We start from the raw sequence: 15,696 nt of genomic DNA on the forward strand, positions 1-15,696 counted from the left end.
AGCCGGGAACCGGCTCTTGGCCGCTGCTTACGGCAAGAGCGTAAACCGTCGGTTACCTTAACAGTTGTCTGGACGACACGGGAATTTTGGGCGGCCCCGCACTCTGGCAGCCTGTCGCCGCCGCTTACAGTCAGGACGCTTACAGTCAGTGGCGCGGCATCAGGCGCAGGGAGGTCAGCGTCAGGGCCTCGGCGGCGGAGCCTATGACCTTGTCCGCGACCGGTGCCCAGAACGGGCTGTGAAGCGAAGGCATCGAAGGGCCGCCCGCCTTCGCCTGCGCCAGCTTGGCCGGGTCCGAACCGCCGACCCAGAGGATCAGCGACTTCACGCGATCCTCGTCGGCACGGCGAAACTCGCCGAAGTCCTCGCCGCCCATCACCGCCGGCGTGAAGACCACGCCGTCCGATCCCATCTTCGCCTTGAGATCGGCAATCGCCTCTTCGGTGAAGTCGGGCGTGTTCCAGGTCGCGCGGGTATAGGGTTCCTTGACGCTGACCTGCGGCATCCGGTCCTCCGGGATGTCCGCGGCGATCGCCTCGCCCCGCGCGATGCGGGCGATGCCTTCGAGCAGGCGTGCGCGAGTCTCGTCCGAATAGCTGCGAACGGTAAGCTCCAGCTTCGCCTCGGCGGGGATGATGTTGTGCTTGGCGCCTGCGTGAAACGAGCCGACGGTCACGACGGCAGGGTCCTGAGGGTTGTTCTCGCGGCTGACCAGCGTCTGCAGCTTCATCACGATCGCACTCGCCAGCACGATCGGATCGCGAGTGGTGTGCGGATACGCACCGTGACCCCCGGTGCCCCGCACGAGAAGATCGACGCTGTCTACATTGGCGAGCGCCCAGCCCTTTGCCGCACCCACGGTTCCCGCCGGCAGTTCGGGCGTGTCATGGAAGGCGAGCGCGTAGTCGGGCTTGGGGAAACGGGTGTAGAGCCCATCGTCCAGCATCGCCCGGGCGCCAAGACCCAGTTCCTCCGCAGGCTGTCCGATCATCACCAGCGTGCCCGACCATTCGGCCTTTCGCGCGGCCATCAGCCGGGCGGTCTCGATCCACGCGGTCATGTGGGTATCGTGCCCGCAGGCGTGCATGATCCCGCTTTCGACGCCCGCCGTCGAGGTTCCGCGCCGGGTGGATGCGAACGGCAGCCCGGTCTGCTCCGTCACCGGCAGGCCATCCATGTCGGCCCGGATGAGGACGGTAGGCCCCTGCCCGTTCTTCAGGACGGCCACCACTCCGGTGCGGCCCACCTTCTCCGTCACCGTAAAGCCGGCCTTGCGGGCGGCCTCGGCCATGATCCTGGCGCTGCGCACTTCCTGAAAGCTGAGTTCGGGATTTGCATGCAGGTCGCGGTAGATCTCCATCAGCCCCGGCATGTCGCGGGCGATGACCGAGCGTACCTCCTGCGCATGGACCGGCAGCGGGAACGAGACGAGGGCGAGAGCGGTGAGAAAGCGGCGCATGTCCGCAGGCTACGCGAAGGAAATGCGCCCGGCAATCGCATGCTTGCAAGGCGAGCCGGGCCTTTCTCCGTACGGTGAAGTTTTTCTCGCCCGCCGGATAGTATCGCCTGTGTGGACATTCTCTACTCGGTACGTAGATTGTCTATCGAGCGAAGGGTTCGCCTCTCGCTCCGCGGCATTTGATGGCTGTCAGCTTGCTCCGCGTCACCAACCGCTAAAGCGCACGAAACCCAGGCGACAACGCCGGCTTCGTGCCTCCCGTCATGGAGATACGAAATGCTCGATACCCTTCCCACCGACAGGTCCGCTCCACAGACACGCTCGAAAGTCCTGCGCGCCCATTCCGCGCCGGGAACGCGCCTTGCGCATCCATCCTGGCGCGCCGGCTTCGGGCCGCTCCCGGCCGATGGAAGCACCGCGATCCGCAGTGCAGGAGACTTCTGGTCCCGCCTCGGGCTGTAACCATGCCGCCGCCCGGTTCGAAGGCGCACGCTTTGCCGCCAGCGCCTTCGAACTCCACCGTTCAGACAGTTTGTGCCAGACAGGATTCGTGAAGACCGCTCTCATCATCCGCCACGTTCCCCACGAAGGGGTCGCCGGCTATCGCAAGCCTATCGAAGATGCAGGCTACCGTGTCTCGCGCATCGACGTGACGGACCCGCAGTTCTCGAGCCTCGACCTACGCGAGCCGGACCTGCTCATCATGATGGGCGGCCCGATGGGCGTCTACGAACAGGACCGCCACCCCTGGATCGCCTGTCAGCTCCGCCGCCTCGCCCTCAGGCTGGAGGCCGACCGTCCGACGCTGGGGGTATGCTTCGGGGCGCAGATGATTGCCGGGGCGCTTGGCGCCGAGGTTTACGCCGGACCGGCCAAGGAAGTCGGCTTCCATCCTGTCGAGATCCACGACCATGCCGCGCAAGGACCGCTGCGTCACTTGCGCGGCGTGCCCGTGCTCCACTGGCACGGCGATACCTTCACCCGCCCCGAAGGCGTGGAGATGCTGGCGTCCAGTGCACTTTACGCCCATCAGGCATTTCGACGCGGCAGGAACCTTCTCGCCGTCCAGTTCCATGCGGAGATGGGAGAGGACCCGCGCTTCGAGGCATGGATGGAGCAATGGCCCGAGGCCGTCCGCGAGGCGGGAGGCTGCCCCCAAGCTCTTCGGGAGGCGCACGACCGGCTGGGCCCGGGCGCCGTCGCCGCAGGACGAGCGATGATCGCGGACTGGCTCTCCGCCCTTTAGCGAGCACAGTAGCCGGGCCGGAGAAGCGCTCTTCCAGCTGCTTCAATCCCGGCGGATAGCCTCGCGGCGAAGGTCGTGGATCCGGCCGTCGCGATGCGCGATCACCGGCGTATCGTCGACCGGTTCGTTGACGAGATCGTCGAACAGCGTGCGATAATGGATCATCGCCTGGCGCAGTTCCTCGGTTCGTACCTCGCCGCGGGCATGACTCTCGGCGATGGCGTGAGCCGTGCGGTAATGCGCGACGACCTCGCCGTGATCGACCGAGAGATACTCATAGCGCTGCTCGAACTGCGCCATCGGGTAGCCGCGCGCCAGCATGACATCGGTCAGCAGGACGTCGGCGCGTGCGACCGCTCCTGCCGGATCGATGACGAAGAGCGCCTGCACGTCCAGCCAGTGATCGATGAAGTCATGGCGCTGCGCCGGGACCAGTGGATGAATGTCGAAGGCGGCGACCTGCTTTTCGCGCTCGCGCAGTTGCCGCTCCGCCTTGTGAGTGTCGCCGGCGCGCGCGACGGTGCGGGAGTATTCCGCTCGGTACCTGCCTTTGAGGCCCGCGCTGCGACGATTGCGCCGGAACGTGATCGCCGCGCCGACGAGTACGGCCACAAGCAGGAGGACGATAGTGACGATCGCGAGTGGACCCATGTCGTTCAAGATGCTTCTCCCGCACGTTGTCGCAGTGTTCGTGAGAGACAACCGGTGGTGACTTCCAGGGTTTCGCATGCCCGAACCGTCCGCCGCATCTGCCGCAACACTCACCTTTCGCCTCGGGTGGACGACCTGCGGGCGCGGATCCTACCCGCGCGGGTGATAGAAGTCGTAGATCGTCTGCGCGACCGTGCCGCTCACCCCCGGTGCCCGCTGGAGATCCTCCAGACTGGCCGCGCGCACCTTGCCCGCAGTCCCGAAATGCAGCAGCAGCGCCCGCTTGCGAGCGGGGCCGATGCCGGGGATCTCGTCAAGCGGGCTGGCGCTGATCGCCCGACTGCGCTTGGCCCGGTGTGCTCCGATTGCAAAGCGGTGGACCTCGTCGCGCAGGCGCTGGAGATAGAACAGCAGGGGTGAGTTGACGGGCAGCATCTTTTCCCGGCCGTCCGGGAAGTGGAACACCTCGCGCCCCTCGCGCCCGTGGTGCGGGCCCTTGGCGATAGCGATCAGCGGTACGTCCTCGATGCCCAGTTCCTCGAGCGCATCCTTCACCGCGCTCATCTGCCCCTTGCCGCCGTCGATCAGCACAAGGTCGGGCCACGTGCCGCCGGTACGCTCGGGGTCTTCCTCCTGCACCCGCCCGAAGCGGCGCGTCATCACCTCGCGCATCATCGCGAAATCGTCGTCAGTTTGCGCGGTCTTGATGTTGAACTTGCGGTACTGGTTCTTGATGAAGCCTTCGGGCCCCGCGACCACCATAGCGCCAAGCGCCTTGGTGCCCTGGATGTGGCTGTTGTCGTAGACCTCGATGCGCTGGGGCACGTCCGCCAGTTCCAGAAAGTCGGTCAACTCGCGAAGCGTCTTCGCCTGCGTTCCGCGCTCGGCGAGGCGACGGTCGAGCGCCTCCACGGCGTTGCGGGTGGCCTGCGCGATCAGGCGCCTGCGACTGCCGCGCTGGGGCACCGAAATCTCGACCTTGCCGCCCGCGCCTTCGCGCAGAGCCTCGGAAATCAGCTCGGCTTCGGGCAGCGCGCGGTCCACCAGGATGCAGCGGGCGGGCGGCACTTCCTCGTAGAACTGGGCAAGGAAGCTTTGCATCACCTCCTCTTCGCTCAGGCCCTCGGTGTGGGTCGGGAAGAAGGCCCGGTGCCCCCAGTTCTGTCCCCCGCGGATGAAGAACGCCTGCACGCCGATCTGCCCGCCCTTGCTCGCCATCGCGAAGATGTCGGCATTGTCGAGCCCTTCGGAGTTGATCGCCTGGCTACCCTGGATGAACGTCGCCGCACGCAGACGGTCGCGCAGCATGGCCGCCCGCTCGAAATCGAGGTTCTGCGCCGCCTGCGCCATCTGCGCCTCGATCTTGCGTTGGACCGCGCTCGACCGGCCGCCCAGAAAGTCCTTCGCCTCCTGCACGAGTTCGGCATACCCCGCCTCGTCGATACGCCCGACGCACGGCGCCGAGCAGCGCTTGATCTGGTAGAGGAGGCAAGGCCGGTCGCGCCGCGCGAAGAAGCTGTCGGTGCAGCTGCGCAGCAGGAACAGCTTCTGCAGCGCGTTGACGGTCGTGTTGACCGAGCCCGCACTGGCGAAGGGGCCATAGTAGTTGCCCTTGGCCTTGCGCGCGCCCCGGTGCTTCATGATGCGCGGGAAATCATGGTCGGCGCGCAGCAGGATGAAGGGGAACGACTTATCGTCGCGCAGCAGCACATTGTACGGCGGGCGGAATCGCTTGATCAGCTGCGCTTCCAGCAGCAGCGCCTCTGCCTCGGAATTGGTGGTGACGATGGTCATCGAGCGCGTCTGGCTGACCATCCTCTGCAGCCTTCCGGGCAGGCGCTCCCACTGTGTGTAGTTGGCGACGCGGTTCTTCAGCGCGCGCGCCTTGCCCACGTAGAGCACGTCGCCGCGCGCATCCTGCATCCGGTAGACGCCCGGCTTGGGCGGCAGCGTACGCACGGTGTCGCGGATCACCTGCACCCCGGCCTGGAGATCCGGCTGTTCGGAGCCGCGCATGGTCTGGGTCGCCCGATCCTCGAGGAATCGCTCGTTGCCCTGTGGATTGTCGGGAGTGCCGGCAGGAGTTCGCGCCATGCGCCTGCAGATAGGGAATGAAGCGCCGGATCGGTAGCCCCCCGACCCGGCGTATCCTCAGAACATCTTGCGGAAGTCTATCCCCAGCACCCGGCCCTGCGGATTGCGATAGGCCCGCTGGTAGGCGATCGGCGTGGCGCCGGTTCCGTCCGTCACCCTCTGGCGCGAATCGAGGAGGTTGTCGGCGACCAGCGACAGGCGGGCGCCCTTGAGGAACGGCATCCTGGCGACGAGCGCCTCGTTGCGGCCAAGGTCGGCGAATATGCGCAGCGACACGTCGAACGTGCTGCCGAAGCGCAGGTCCGAACTTCCCGGCTGGCCCGAACCGTTCACGCGTGCCGGCGCTTCCCATTCGGCCTTCAGGCGAAGGCCATAGCCGTTCTTGAACAGGCCCCCTTCGGCCTCGATCGCGTGGCGCGGCGTGCCGCCGGCCCCGATCGCGTCGCCGCCGAGCTGGTCGAGCGTCGGTACCCCCGGCGCGATGGTGACCGTGTCGGAGAACCGCCAGGTATGATAGACCGCAAGGTTCCACCGGCTTCCTCCGGGGCGTCCCCCCGGTCCGCCCGGGCCCATCGGCGGGCCGCCGGCTCCCGGCCCCATGCCCGGCGCTCCGGGACGGCGTTCGCCTGGACCGGTGCCTTCCGCGCGCGTTCCCCCGGGGCCACTTGCCGGTGCGGTCGCCCCGCCGCCTGCGAAACGCATCTCGCGCGCAGGGTCGCCGCTTGGCTGCCCGCCCGCGCCGGCACCCGGAGCGGCATCGGCACGGCAGAAGCGCTCGCGCAGGTCCGCAAGCTTGGCTGGATCGACCTTTCCGTCGGTCCCCATGATGCGCTCGCGCATGCGGTCGGGCAGGCTTGCGACATCAGGCGGCCCGCTGCCGCCCGCGCAAAGTGCGGTGCGGATGCGCTCGAAACGCTCCGGGTCGAAGCCGCCGCCCGGACCCGCGCCTTGCTGGGGCGACGCGCCCTCGGCGGAACATGCGCGCTGCTTGAACTCGGCGAGCTTCGCCGGATCGATCCTGCCATCCGTGCCGGTCATCCGCTGGCGCATGCCTTCGGGCAGCGAAGCGAGGTCCGGTTCGGCGGCGCCGGGCGCGCAAAGCTTTTCCCGGAGCGCCGCGAAACGCGAAGGATCGAAGCCGCGCCGCGTGGGCTGCCCGTCTGCCGAAGGCGCGCTCCCGGTTCCCGGCATCGGCCCGTTCGGTCCCGTGACCGGCGCGACGGGAGCGGAAGAACCCTGCGCCGCCCCCGACGAGGACGCACCGGAGCCGCCCCCCGGGGAAGCGGAGGAGGAGCCGCCAAGGCTGCCGGAGAGGTTCAGGCCCCAGCGAAGCGACGAAGTGCGAACCTCGTCGAAAGTCACCGGGCGACGGTCGATCGCGATGAGATTGCCTGCATCGTCACGGGTCACGCGCCCGGGGAACGCCGTCTCGATCTGCGGCGTGAGCAGCGGGAACGACTGCGTCACGTCGCTGGAGTGGTTGCGGAAATACTCGACCACGAGGTTCGAGCGCTGCATGAACGGAAGCTGCCACTGCGCCGAGATCTTCCAGTCACGCTGGGTCTCCTTGCGCAGGTCGGGGTTGCCGCCGCTCGTGACCGTCACCAACGAGGTCACGGAATTGGTGAAGTCGTAGACGGGCACGTTGTAGGTCACGATGTTCGGCGCGGCGAGCTGGGTGAGCTGCGGCGCCGCTTCATCGACGATATAGCTGGCCTGCAGCGTCAGCGTGTCGGTCGGAGACCAGGTGAGACCCGCGCTCCTGTCCTTGAGCGTGCCGAAATCCGAAAGATGGTCGATCCCGCCGCTGAAGTTCAGCGTGATGTCGCCCACGGCTCCCAGGAAGTCCTCGGCCTTGCTGGTCACCGGAAGCGCCAGGTTCACGCCGCCCAGAACGTCGCCGCGCTTGAGCGTGATCGAGCCGAGGGACGTGCGCGTATCCTCGCTGATCGAGCGGTCGAAGTCGTAGCCCGCCTTGACCGTCAGGTTCGCCTCGCCTGCCGGCGTGCGGAACGGCTTGCCCGAAATCGTCGCCAGGTTGCTGATCGTGAACTGGCGCGTGCGCGCCACGTCGACCCCGGCGCCCGGCACGGCAGGCAGCGCCCCGTCGATCGCCAGCGTTCCCGCTTCTGCGGCGTCGACCAGTGCCGAGGTGTCGCGCTCACGATCGACGCGGGTGTTGCTGTCGACGTAAGTGGCGTTGGCCGTCGCGCTCAGCTGCCATTCGCCCACCATGGTGCTGTAGCCCAGCCCGCCCTCGAAGGTGTCCGAGACGGCGCGCGTGGTCAGCGGATCAGGCAAGGTGCGGATCTCGCTCTCACCCTCCGGATTGGTAAGCGTCAGGGTGTCGAGGCCCGAAAGCGAGGTGGTCTGCGAGCGGGTGTAGCCGCCCGTCACGGTAATCGAGCCGCCCAGCCCGTTCTCTCCCACGCCCTGCGTCATCGTGCCTTCGAGCGTGAACTCGGAGTCCTTCGCCGCCAGACTGCGGTAACGTGCGGGATCAGGGTCGCCGGCCACCGTGGGAACACGCGATTCCTGCTGGATGACGTCACGCTCGCTCTCGGTGAGGATGCTCGTCTCGTCGAGCTTGACGTTGACGTTGTAGCGGCGCGGCCCGGCGATCCGGAAAAGCCCGCCTTCCAGCTCGTAGTTGTCATAGCCGCCATCGGTCGGCCGATTGTATTCACCCGATGCGGTGACCGCGGCGAACTGGTCCTTGAGGATGATGTTCACCACGCGCTGGTTCGCCGAATAACCGAAGCGCAGGGCCACTTCCTCGGGCAGCACCTCGAGCTTGCGGATCGCCTCGGGCGGGATGTTGCGCATTTCGCGGAAGCTGCTGATGCGCTGCCCGTTGAGAAGCATCACCGGCCGCCCGTCGCCGCGCCCGCGACCGCTGCCGGTCTGCGGGCTGATCGCGTCGAGCAGTTCCTCGATCGAGTTGACGCCATAGGAAGCAATGTCCTCTTCCGAGAACACTTCGATCGGCTTTTGCGGTGCGTCGATCTGGCCGATGATCCGGGGCGCGGTGACGATGATCTCGTCTCCTTGCACTTCGAGCGGATCGTCGTTGTCGTCGCTCACGACGATCGCGGAATCCTGCGCGTATGCGGCCGACGGCAGGGCCAGGCTCGCGACCAGGCTGATCAAGGGTAAGGAACGCAAATGCAATCTCCGCCTAAAAGCATCAGTGACAGACGTGTTGTTCCTTCCCCGAGGCTCCATTGCCCTCCCCGTCGAAGGACGACAAGCCGCACCGAGGTATCATTTTGTCGCAACCGTCTTGCGCGGTCATGAACGTCGGAGGCTTCCATTTGTGGCGAGTCGTGGCTATGTCGCGCCGCGACAGCCAACCAGAACATGGGTAAGATCGCCGATGGCGAAGGAAGAACTTCTTGAGATGCGCGGAAGGGTGGTCGAACTCCTGCCCAACGCGATGTTCCGCGTCGAACTCGAGAACGGCCACGAAATCCTCGGCCACACGGCGGGCAAGATGCGCAAGAACCGCATCCGCGTTCTCGTAGGCGACGAAGTCCTCGTGGAACTGACGCCCTACGACCTGACCAAGGGCCGCATCACCTACCGCTTCATGCCCGGCCGTGGCGGCCCAGGTCAGTTTGGCGGCTGATCCCCGGCTCATTCTCGCCTCCGCCAGTCCGCGCCGCCGCGAACTGATCGGACGCTTGAGCATCGAACCCGCCGCCATCCACGCGGCGGATATCGACGAGACGCCGCATCCGCGCGAGATCCCGCGTGAGTACGCAGCGCGCATGGCCCGCGAAAAGGCGCTGGCGGTCTCCACCCCGGATGCCCACGTGCTGGCGGGGGACACGGTGGTCGCCTGCGGCCGCCGGATCCTTCCCAAGGCGGAGGACGAGGCAACCGCGCGCGCCTGCCTTGCGCTGCTGTCCGGCCGGCGACACCGGGTGCTCTCCGCCATCGCCCTGCTTTCCCCCGACGGCACGCTGCGCGAGCGGCTGAGCGAAACCGTCGTGCGCTTCAAGCAACTCGACCATGACGAGGTGGAGGCCTACATCGCCGGCGGCGAGTGGGCGGGCAAGGCTGGAGGCTATGCCATCCAGGGCAGTGCCGAAGGGCTGATCGCGTGGATTTCCGGCAGTCACTCGGGCGTGGTGGGGCTTCCCCTGTTCGAGACGCGCGCGCTGCTGCGTTCGGCCGGGTTCGCCCTTGGCTGAATGGCTCGTAGAGGACGGGATTGGCGAGACACGCGCCATCCTCGTCGACAACGGCCGCGTCCTTGCGGCACGTCTGGAATGGCCCGGCGGCCTTGCGGCGGGGCAGATCGGCGATGCGGTGCTCGTCGCCCGCCGGCCCGGCTCAGCGCGGGGAACCGTCCGCTTCGATACGGGAGAAGAGGCCCTTGTCGACGGGTTGCCGCTCTCCGCGAGCCAGGGCGCGATGCAGCGCGTCATGGTGACCCGTTCGGCAATGGCGGAAACCGGACGGCTCAAGCGCGCGCAGGTTCGACCAAGCGAGCTTGACGTCCGCCCCGCGCCCGGCTTGGCGCAGGTCCTTGCAGCCGAGGGTCTTCCGGTTCGAGGCGTCCGCCGCTTTCCCCTCGACCCCTGGCCCGACATCGTCGCCGAGGCGCTCGACGGGGTTGTAGCCTTTCCCGGCGGCTCGCTGGTGGTGACCCCCACGCCCGCGATGACGCTGATCGACGTGGACGGCGCGCTCACCCCGGGCGCGCTCGCGCTTGCCGCGGTTCCCGCAATCGCGGAGGTGATCGGCCGGCTCGACCTTGCCGGCTCGATCGGGATCGACTTTCCCTCGCTGGAAGGCAAGGCCGACAGGCGCGCGGTGGACGAGGCGCTTGCCGCCGCCCTTGGCGACTGGCCGCACCAGCGCACCGCGATGAACGGCTTCGGCTTCGTCCAGATCGTGTCGCGGCTCGAGCGTCCATCCATCGCGCAGCGGATCCGTTCGGCTCCCGCCGGAGCCTCGGCCCGCCTGCTGCTCCGCCAGGCGGAAGCGGTCGCAGAGCCGGGCGCGCTGCTGCTCACCGCGCACCCCGCGGTCCATGCGGCAATCGCCGAGGAATGGCTTGCGCAACTGGCGCGGCGCACGGGGCGCACCATCCGCCTGCATGAGGAGCGGACGCTTGCGCTCTCAGCGGGATTCGCGCAGGCGGTGCCTCTATGACTTTTTCCGAACGCAAGTGCCCCATCTGCCGCAAGCCCCGCGTCGCGGAGCATGCGCCCTTCTGCTCCAAGCGCTGCCGCGACCGCGACCTGCTGCAGTGGCTCGATGACGGCTACGCCCTCCCCGGCCAGCCCCATGATCCTGAGGACTTCGCGGGCGCGCCGCAGAACAATCCACAGGACGATTGAAATTTGTTCGTCATTTAGGGGTTGCCAAGGTCTGCGCGCTTCGCCATAGGCCCGCCCACACCGCTCGCCGGTCTCTTCGCAGACCGCCGCCGATCGGATGCCCGAGTAGCTCAGTTGGTAGAGCATGCGACTGAAAATCGCAGTGTCGGTGGTTCGAATCCGCCCTCGGGCACCATCACCTCTCTTGCAGAGCCTGATGCGGTGCTTCTCCGGAAAATAGCTGGTTCTCAACCTTGACCCGCTCGGGCGGCTTGGATCGCATTTGCGTGCCGAGAGCTGCCTGCTCGCCGCGACCGCTTTTCTCCTTGCCGTCCTGAACCTTGCAGGCCGCTTGTCAGCATGGTCGCAAATTGTCGCACCTGCGAAATGCGCCCTTGCGAGGCTGCCGTATTGCTCGGATAGGGCAAGGCAGGATCAAGAAGGCGTGCGAATTGAAGATTCTCCCCCCCAGTGCCCTCCGCCTGCGGCCGCGCAGGTCCTTGCCCTTCGTCCTGATTGCGGCGGCTGCGCTTTCCGCCTGCTCGGGAGAGCCTGACCAGAGCCAGACCCAACGGCCCGGGGGAACCGTCGGCTACATCGTCGCGCAGACGAGCACCGTACCCGTTGGCGTCACGCTGAGCGGCCGCACGGTGGCGTTCGAAACTTCGGAAGTCCGGCCGCAGGTCACCGGCGTCATCCGCAAGCGCCTCTTCACCGAGGGAAGCTATGTGAAGGCCGGGCAGCCGCTCTTCGAGATTGATCCCAGCCTTTACCGTGCGGCCGTCAACCAGGCCGAGGCCAACCTTGCCAGTGCCCGGGCCACGGCCGAGGCAGCCACGGTGAAGGCGGACCGCTACCGTCCGCTTGCCGATATGGAGGCAATCGCCCGGCAGGACTATACCGACGCGCTCTCCGAAGCGCGGGTGGCCAAGGCCGCGATCGCGCAGAACGCAGCCACGCTCGACACCGCGCGCATCAACCTGAGGTTCACCAGCGTGCCCGCGCCCATCAGTGGCCGGATCGGCCGTTCGCTGGCCACCGTCGGCGCGCTTGCCAGCGCCACGCAGGCAGATCCTCTCGCCGTGATCCAGCGCATGGACCCGATCTTCGTCGACATGCAGCAGTCGGCCACCGAGTTGACCGCGCTGCGCCGCAGGCTTGCCGAGGGAGGCGTGATGCCCGGCAGCACCGCCGTGCGCCTGCAGCTCGACGGCGGCACGACCTATCCGATCACCGGCACCGTGCAGTTCTCGGAAGTGACCGTGGACCAGACCACGGGTACCGTCACCTTGCGCGCCCGCTTCCTCAATCCGAATGGCGTGCTGCTGCCCGGCATGTTCGTGACGGCCATGTTCGACCAGGCTTCCGATCCCAACGCGTTCCTGGTTCCCCAGAACGCCGTGCAGCGTGACTTCGACGGTACGGCCTTCCTCATGCTCGTCAGCGCGGATGGAAAGGCGGTCCGCCGCAAGGTCACCTCTGAGCGGACCTATGGGACCAATGCGGTCGTCACCTCAGGCCTGAAGCGCGGCGACAAGGTTATCGTCCAGGGCCTGAACGGCCTGCGACAAGGCACGCCGATCAAGGCCGTGCCAAGCACCGCGCCGCAAAAGGTGGTGCCGCCGCGCGAAGATGCCGGCGAAGGTTCGGGCCAAGGTTCCGGCGGTCGTCCCGGCACGAAGACGGGCGGCTGATACACGCATGTCGCGCATCTTCATCGACCGTCCGATCTTCGCCTGGGTCCTTGCGATCATCGTCATGCTTGCGGGCCTTGGCGCGCTGAACTTCCTGCCGAACGAACAGTACCCGGACATCGCGCCCGCGCAGGTCAACATCCGCGCGACCTACCAGGGCGCCTCGGCACAGACGATCGAGAACTCGGTCACGCAGATCATCGAGCAGCAGCTGACCGGCATCGACGGCCTGCTTTATTTCAGCTCCTCGTCCAGCAACCGCGGTCAGGCGACGATCAGCGCTGTCTTCGCGAAAGGCACCGATCCCGATATTGCCCAGGTGCAGGTCCAGAACAAGGTCCAGTCCGCCCTGCCCCGCCTGCCGCAGACGGTGCAGGCGCAGGGCGTGACGGTCACCAAGTCCAACCCCGACCAGCTGCTGCTGGTGGCCGTCTACGACGCGACCGATACGCGATCGAACATGGACGTGTCGGACTATCTGGCCTCAAACATCCAGGACCCCCTCTCGCGCGTGGAGGGCGTGGGCGAAGTCAACGTGTTCGGCGCGCCGCACGCGATGCGGATCTGGCTCGATCCGCGCAAGCTGGCAGCCGTGGCGCTCATGCCCGGTGACGTCACTTCGGCCATCCAGGCGCAGAACACCGAAGTTGCGGCCGGCGAAATCGGCGGCGTGCCCGCGCCCGAGGACCAGGCCATCAACGCCGTCGTCACCGCCGGATCGCGCCTGCAGACGGAGGAGCAGTTCCGCCAGATCGTGGTCAAGACCAATCCCGATGGCTCCACCGTCACCATCGGAGACGTCGCACGGGTAGAGATCGGGGCGCAGAGCTACACCACGGTGAGCCGCGTCAACGGCCATCCCGGCGCCGGTATCTCGATCTCCCTGTCGCCCGGCGCCGACGCGCTGCGCACGGCAGAGGCCGTGAAAGGCAAGATGAAGGAACTTGCGGCCGGAATGCCCGACGGGCTCGAATACATCTACGGCAGCGATTCGACCGAGTTCATCAAGCTTTCCGTCGAGGAGGTGGAGAAGGCGCTTTTCGAGGCGATCATCCTCGTCGTCATCGTCATGTTCGTGTTCCTGCAAAGCTGGCGCGCAACACTCATCCCGGCGATCGCGGTTCCGGTCGTGCTGCTCGGCACGTTCGCGGTGTTCTATGTCGCGGGTTTCTCGATCAACACGCTGACACTCTTCGGGCTCGTGCTCGCCATCGGCCTGCTTGTCGACGACGCCATCGTCGTGGTCGAGAACGTCGAGCGCCTGCTCGAGGAAAACCCCGGCATGTCCCCGCGCGAGGCGACGATCCGCTCCATGGAGGAGATCCAGGTCGCGCTCATCGCGATCGCACTCGTCCTTTCGGCCGTGTTCCTGCCGATGGCTTTCTTCGGCGGTTCCACCGGCGTCATCTATCGCCAGTTCGCGCTGACGATCGTCACGGCCATGGTGCTCTCGGTCTTCGTCGCGCTGGTCCTCAGCCCGGCGCTGACGGCGACGCTGCTCAAGCCCCGCGTACCCGAGCACGAGCGCCAGCCCACCTGGGTGGAGCGCCGCCTCCCCTGGCTGGCGCGCCTGTCGCACAAGGCGGCGACGAAGTTCAACAACGGCTTCGAGAAGACCACCCTCGCCTATGAACGGCAGGTCGGCCGCGTGGTCGAGCGCAAGTGGCGCTGGCTCGCGCTGTTTCTGGTCTGCTGCGCCGGAACTTTCCTGCTGTTCCAGCGCCTACCCACCGGCTTCCTTCCCAACGAGGACCAGGGCAACGTCATGATCCAGTGGCGGCTTCCCGCCGGCACTCCGCGGGCGCAGACCGAGGAAGTGCAGAAGCAGGTCGAGACGTACTTCAACACGCACGAGAAGAACAACGTAGCCGGCATGTTCACGCTCTCGGGCGGCGGCCAGGGAGCGTCCGGCCAGAACAGCGGTCAGGCGTTCATCAACCTGACCGACTGGAAAGAGCGCGAGGAAGACAGGGACGGCGCCGAAGGGATTGTCCAGCGCGCGAGCGGCGCATTCCGCAATCTGCGCGACGCCCAGGTCTTCGCGCTGGTCCCCGGCGCCGTTCGCGGGCTTGGCAGTTCGTCGGGCTTCACTCTCGAACTGCAGAACGCCAACGGCATGAGCGCCGAGGATTTCGCCGCCGCGCGCGACAAGCTGCTTGCTGCGGCCACCGCCAATCCGCAACTCGAAGGCGTGCGCCTGAGCAACCTTCCGGACGTGTCCACCCTCAAGATCGACACCGACACGCGCGCCCTCACCGCATTCGGCCTGAACCCGGGCGACGTGAACTCCACCCTCTCGACGGCGTGGGGCGGCAACTATGTCAACGACTTCATCGAGAAGGGCCGCGTCAAGCGCGTCTACGTGCAGGGCGATGCGCCGTTCCGCTCGCGTCCAGAGGACCTTGCCCAGTGGTTCGTACGCGGCTCCGACGGGCAGATGTCGCCCTTCTCCGCCTTCTCCACCGTGGGATGGTCAACGGCGCCAAGCTCCACCTCGCGGTTCAACGGCCTGCCGGCCTACGAGTTCTCTGGCGAGGCTGCCTCGGGCGTAAGCTCGGGCACCGCGATGAACGTGATGGAGCAGCTGGCTTCCGAGATCCCCGGCGTCAGTGTGGCGTGGGCCGGCTCCTCCTATCAGGAGCGCCTGTCTTCGGGCCAGGGGCCGGTGCTTTACGCGCTCTCGCTGCTGGTCGTCTTCCTGTGCCTTGCCGCCCTGTACGAGAGCTGGTCGATCCCGGTCGCCGTGATCCTGGTGATCCCGCTGGGCCTGCTCGGCGCTATCGCCTTCGTGACGCTGCGCGGGCTGGAGAACGACGTTTACATGCAGATCGGCCTTCTCACCACCATGGGCCTCGCCGCGAAGAACGCCATCCTGATGATCGAGTTCGCCGAACAGGCGGAACGGCAAGGCAAGCGCGTGATCGACGCCGCACTCGAAGCCGCGCGCATCCGTCTTCGCCCGATCCTGATGACCAGCTTCGCGTTCATCTTCGGCGTCCTTCCCCTTGCACTGGCAACAGGGGCCGGTGCCAACAGCCGCATCGCCATCGGCACCGCCGTTGTCGGCGGCATGCTGACGGCAACCCTCCTGGCGATCTTCTATATCCCGCTGTTCTTCGTTCTGGTTCGCCGGGGCGTGCGCGATGGCCTGGCGGCCGCGCGGCAGAAGCTGCAGAAGCGACGCCAGGCTGCGGGAGACCCGGCATGAAGTGCGGGCGGACA

General features: G+C 67.0%; 12 protein-coding genes and 1 tRNA gene. 9 read left to right on the plus strand and 4 right to left on the minus strand.

The features are described from left to right. Window positions 1-145 precede the first annotated feature (145 nt). Complete coding sequence (locus GR702_RS09730) at window positions 146-1,459, minus strand: amidohydrolase (protein ID WP_160985700.1); 1,314 nt, start codon at window positions 1,457-1,459, stop codon at window positions 146-148. 276 nt (window positions 1,460-1,735) lie between these two features. On the opposite strand from GR702_RS09730, the gene GR702_RS09735 reads away from it, so the two are divergent. Together GR702_RS09735 and GR702_RS09740 are read left to right on the plus strand one after the other, a co-directional pair. After that, entirely contained in the window at window positions 1,736-1,921 is a 186-nt protein-coding gene (locus GR702_RS09735) for a hypothetical protein (protein ID WP_160985701.1), read from the plus strand. Window positions 1,922-2,009: 88 nt separating this feature from the next. Beyond that, window positions 2,010-2,705 carry a glutamine amidotransferase gene (locus GR702_RS09740; RefSeq protein ID WP_160985702.1) on the plus strand — a complete coding sequence of 232 codons (696 nt, stop codon included), beginning with the start codon at window positions 2,010-2,012 and terminating at the stop codon, window positions 2,703-2,705. A gap of 42 nt (window positions 2,706-2,747) precedes the next feature. Here GR702_RS09740 and GR702_RS09745 read toward each other — a convergent pair whose 3' ends face one another. From GR702_RS09745 to GR702_RS09755, 3 genes are all read right to left on the minus strand, one after another. Beyond that, a complete protein-coding gene (locus GR702_RS09745) occupies window positions 2,748-3,356 on the minus strand; it encodes a hypothetical protein (protein WP_237449661.1) in 609 nt (202 codons plus the stop codon). A gap of 150 nt (window positions 3,357-3,506) precedes the next feature. Then, the gene (gene uvrC / locus GR702_RS09750) at window positions 3,507-5,450 is read right to left on the minus strand and encodes an excinuclease ABC subunit UvrC (protein ID WP_160985704.1); all 1,944 of its coding nucleotides are present in this window, start codon (window positions 5,448-5,450) and stop codon (window positions 3,507-3,509) included. Between the two features lie 57 nt (window positions 5,451-5,507). Further along, complete coding sequence (locus tag GR702_RS09755) at window positions 5,508-8,534, minus strand: TonB-dependent receptor domain-containing protein (protein ID WP_337192567.1); 3,027 nt, start codon at window positions 8,532-8,534, stop codon at window positions 5,508-5,510. 292 nt (window positions 8,535-8,826) lie between these two features. Here GR702_RS09755 and infA point away from each other — a divergent pair, with 292 nt between their 5' ends. The 7 genes from infA (at window position 8,827) to GR702_RS09790 (ending at window position 15,682) form a co-directional block, all read left to right on the plus strand. Next, window positions 8,827-9,078 (plus strand): translation initiation factor IF-1, encoded by a 252-nt coding sequence (infA, locus tag GR702_RS09760; protein ID WP_160985706.1) that lies wholly within the window; start codon window positions 8,827-8,829, stop codon window positions 9,076-9,078. Continuing rightward, window positions 9,050-9,646 (plus strand): Maf family nucleotide pyrophosphatase, encoded by a 597-nt coding sequence (locus tag GR702_RS09765; protein WP_160985707.1) that lies wholly within the window; start codon window positions 9,050-9,052, stop codon window positions 9,644-9,646. The genes infA and GR702_RS09765 overlap by 29 nt, the downstream gene beginning before the upstream one ends. After that, window positions 9,639-10,613 carry a ribonuclease E/G family protein gene (locus tag GR702_RS09770; protein WP_160985708.1) on the plus strand — a complete coding sequence of 325 codons (975 nt, stop codon included), beginning with the start codon at window positions 9,639-9,641 and terminating at the stop codon, window positions 10,611-10,613. Before GR702_RS09765 ends, GR702_RS09770 begins: the two co-directional genes overlap by 8 nt. Beyond that, window positions 10,610-10,801: a DNA gyrase inhibitor YacG gene (locus tag GR702_RS09775; RefSeq protein ID WP_160985709.1), complete on the plus strand. Its 192-nt coding sequence runs from the start codon at window positions 10,610-10,612 to the stop codon at window positions 10,799-10,801. Before GR702_RS09770 ends, GR702_RS09775 begins: the two co-directional genes overlap by 4 nt. A 99-nt stretch (window positions 10,802-10,900) precedes the next feature. After that, window positions 10,901-10,976, plus strand: a tRNA-Phe gene (locus GR702_RS09780). Between the two features lie 256 nt (window positions 10,977-11,232). Then, on the plus strand, window positions 11,233-12,474 hold the full coding sequence (locus tag GR702_RS09785; protein ID WP_160985710.1) for an efflux RND transporter periplasmic adaptor subunit: 1,242 nt from the start codon (window positions 11,233-11,235) through the stop codon (window positions 12,472-12,474). Window positions 12,475-12,481: 7 nt separating this feature from the next. Beyond that, a complete protein-coding gene (locus GR702_RS09790; RefSeq protein WP_160985711.1) occupies window positions 12,482-15,682 on the plus strand; it encodes a multidrug efflux RND transporter permease subunit in 3,201 nt (1,066 codons plus the stop codon). Window positions 15,683-15,696 lie beyond the last annotated feature (14 nt).

Origin of the sequence: Novosphingobium silvae (genome assembly GCF_009856825.1) — a bacterium.
In the GTDB taxonomy this organism is placed as follows: domain Bacteria; phylum Pseudomonadota; class Alphaproteobacteria; order Sphingomonadales; family Sphingomonadaceae; genus Novosphingobium; species Novosphingobium silvae.

What these genes read in the sequence shown, in the direction of transcription:
- GR702_RS09735 (WP_160985701.1), top strand. Translation starts at nt 1,736, where the DNA reads ATGCTCGATACCCTTCCCACCGACAGGTCCGCTCCACAGACACGCTCG.
- infA (WP_160985706.1), top strand. Translation starts at nt 8,827, where the DNA reads ATGGCGAAGGAAGAACTTCTTGAGATGCGCGGAAGGGTGGTCGAACTC.
- GR702_RS09730 (WP_160985700.1), bottom strand. Translation starts at nt 1,459, where the DNA reads ATGCGCCGCTTTCTCACCGCTCTCGCCCTCGTCTCGTTCCCGCTGCCG.
- GR702_RS09790 (WP_160985711.1), top strand. Translation starts at nt 12,482, where the DNA reads ATGTCGCGCATCTTCATCGACCGTCCGATCTTCGCCTGGGTCCTTGCG.
- GR702_RS09745 (WP_237449661.1), bottom strand. Translation starts at nt 3,356, where the DNA reads ATGGGTCCACTCGCGATCGTCACTATCGTCCTCCTGCTTGTGGCCGTA.
- uvrC (WP_160985704.1), bottom strand. Translation starts at nt 5,450, where the DNA reads ATGGCGCGAACTCCTGCCGGCACTCCCGACAATCCACAGGGCAACGAG.
- GR702_RS09775 (WP_160985709.1), top strand. Translation starts at nt 10,610, where the DNA reads ATGACTTTTTCCGAACGCAAGTGCCCCATCTGCCGCAAGCCCCGCGTC.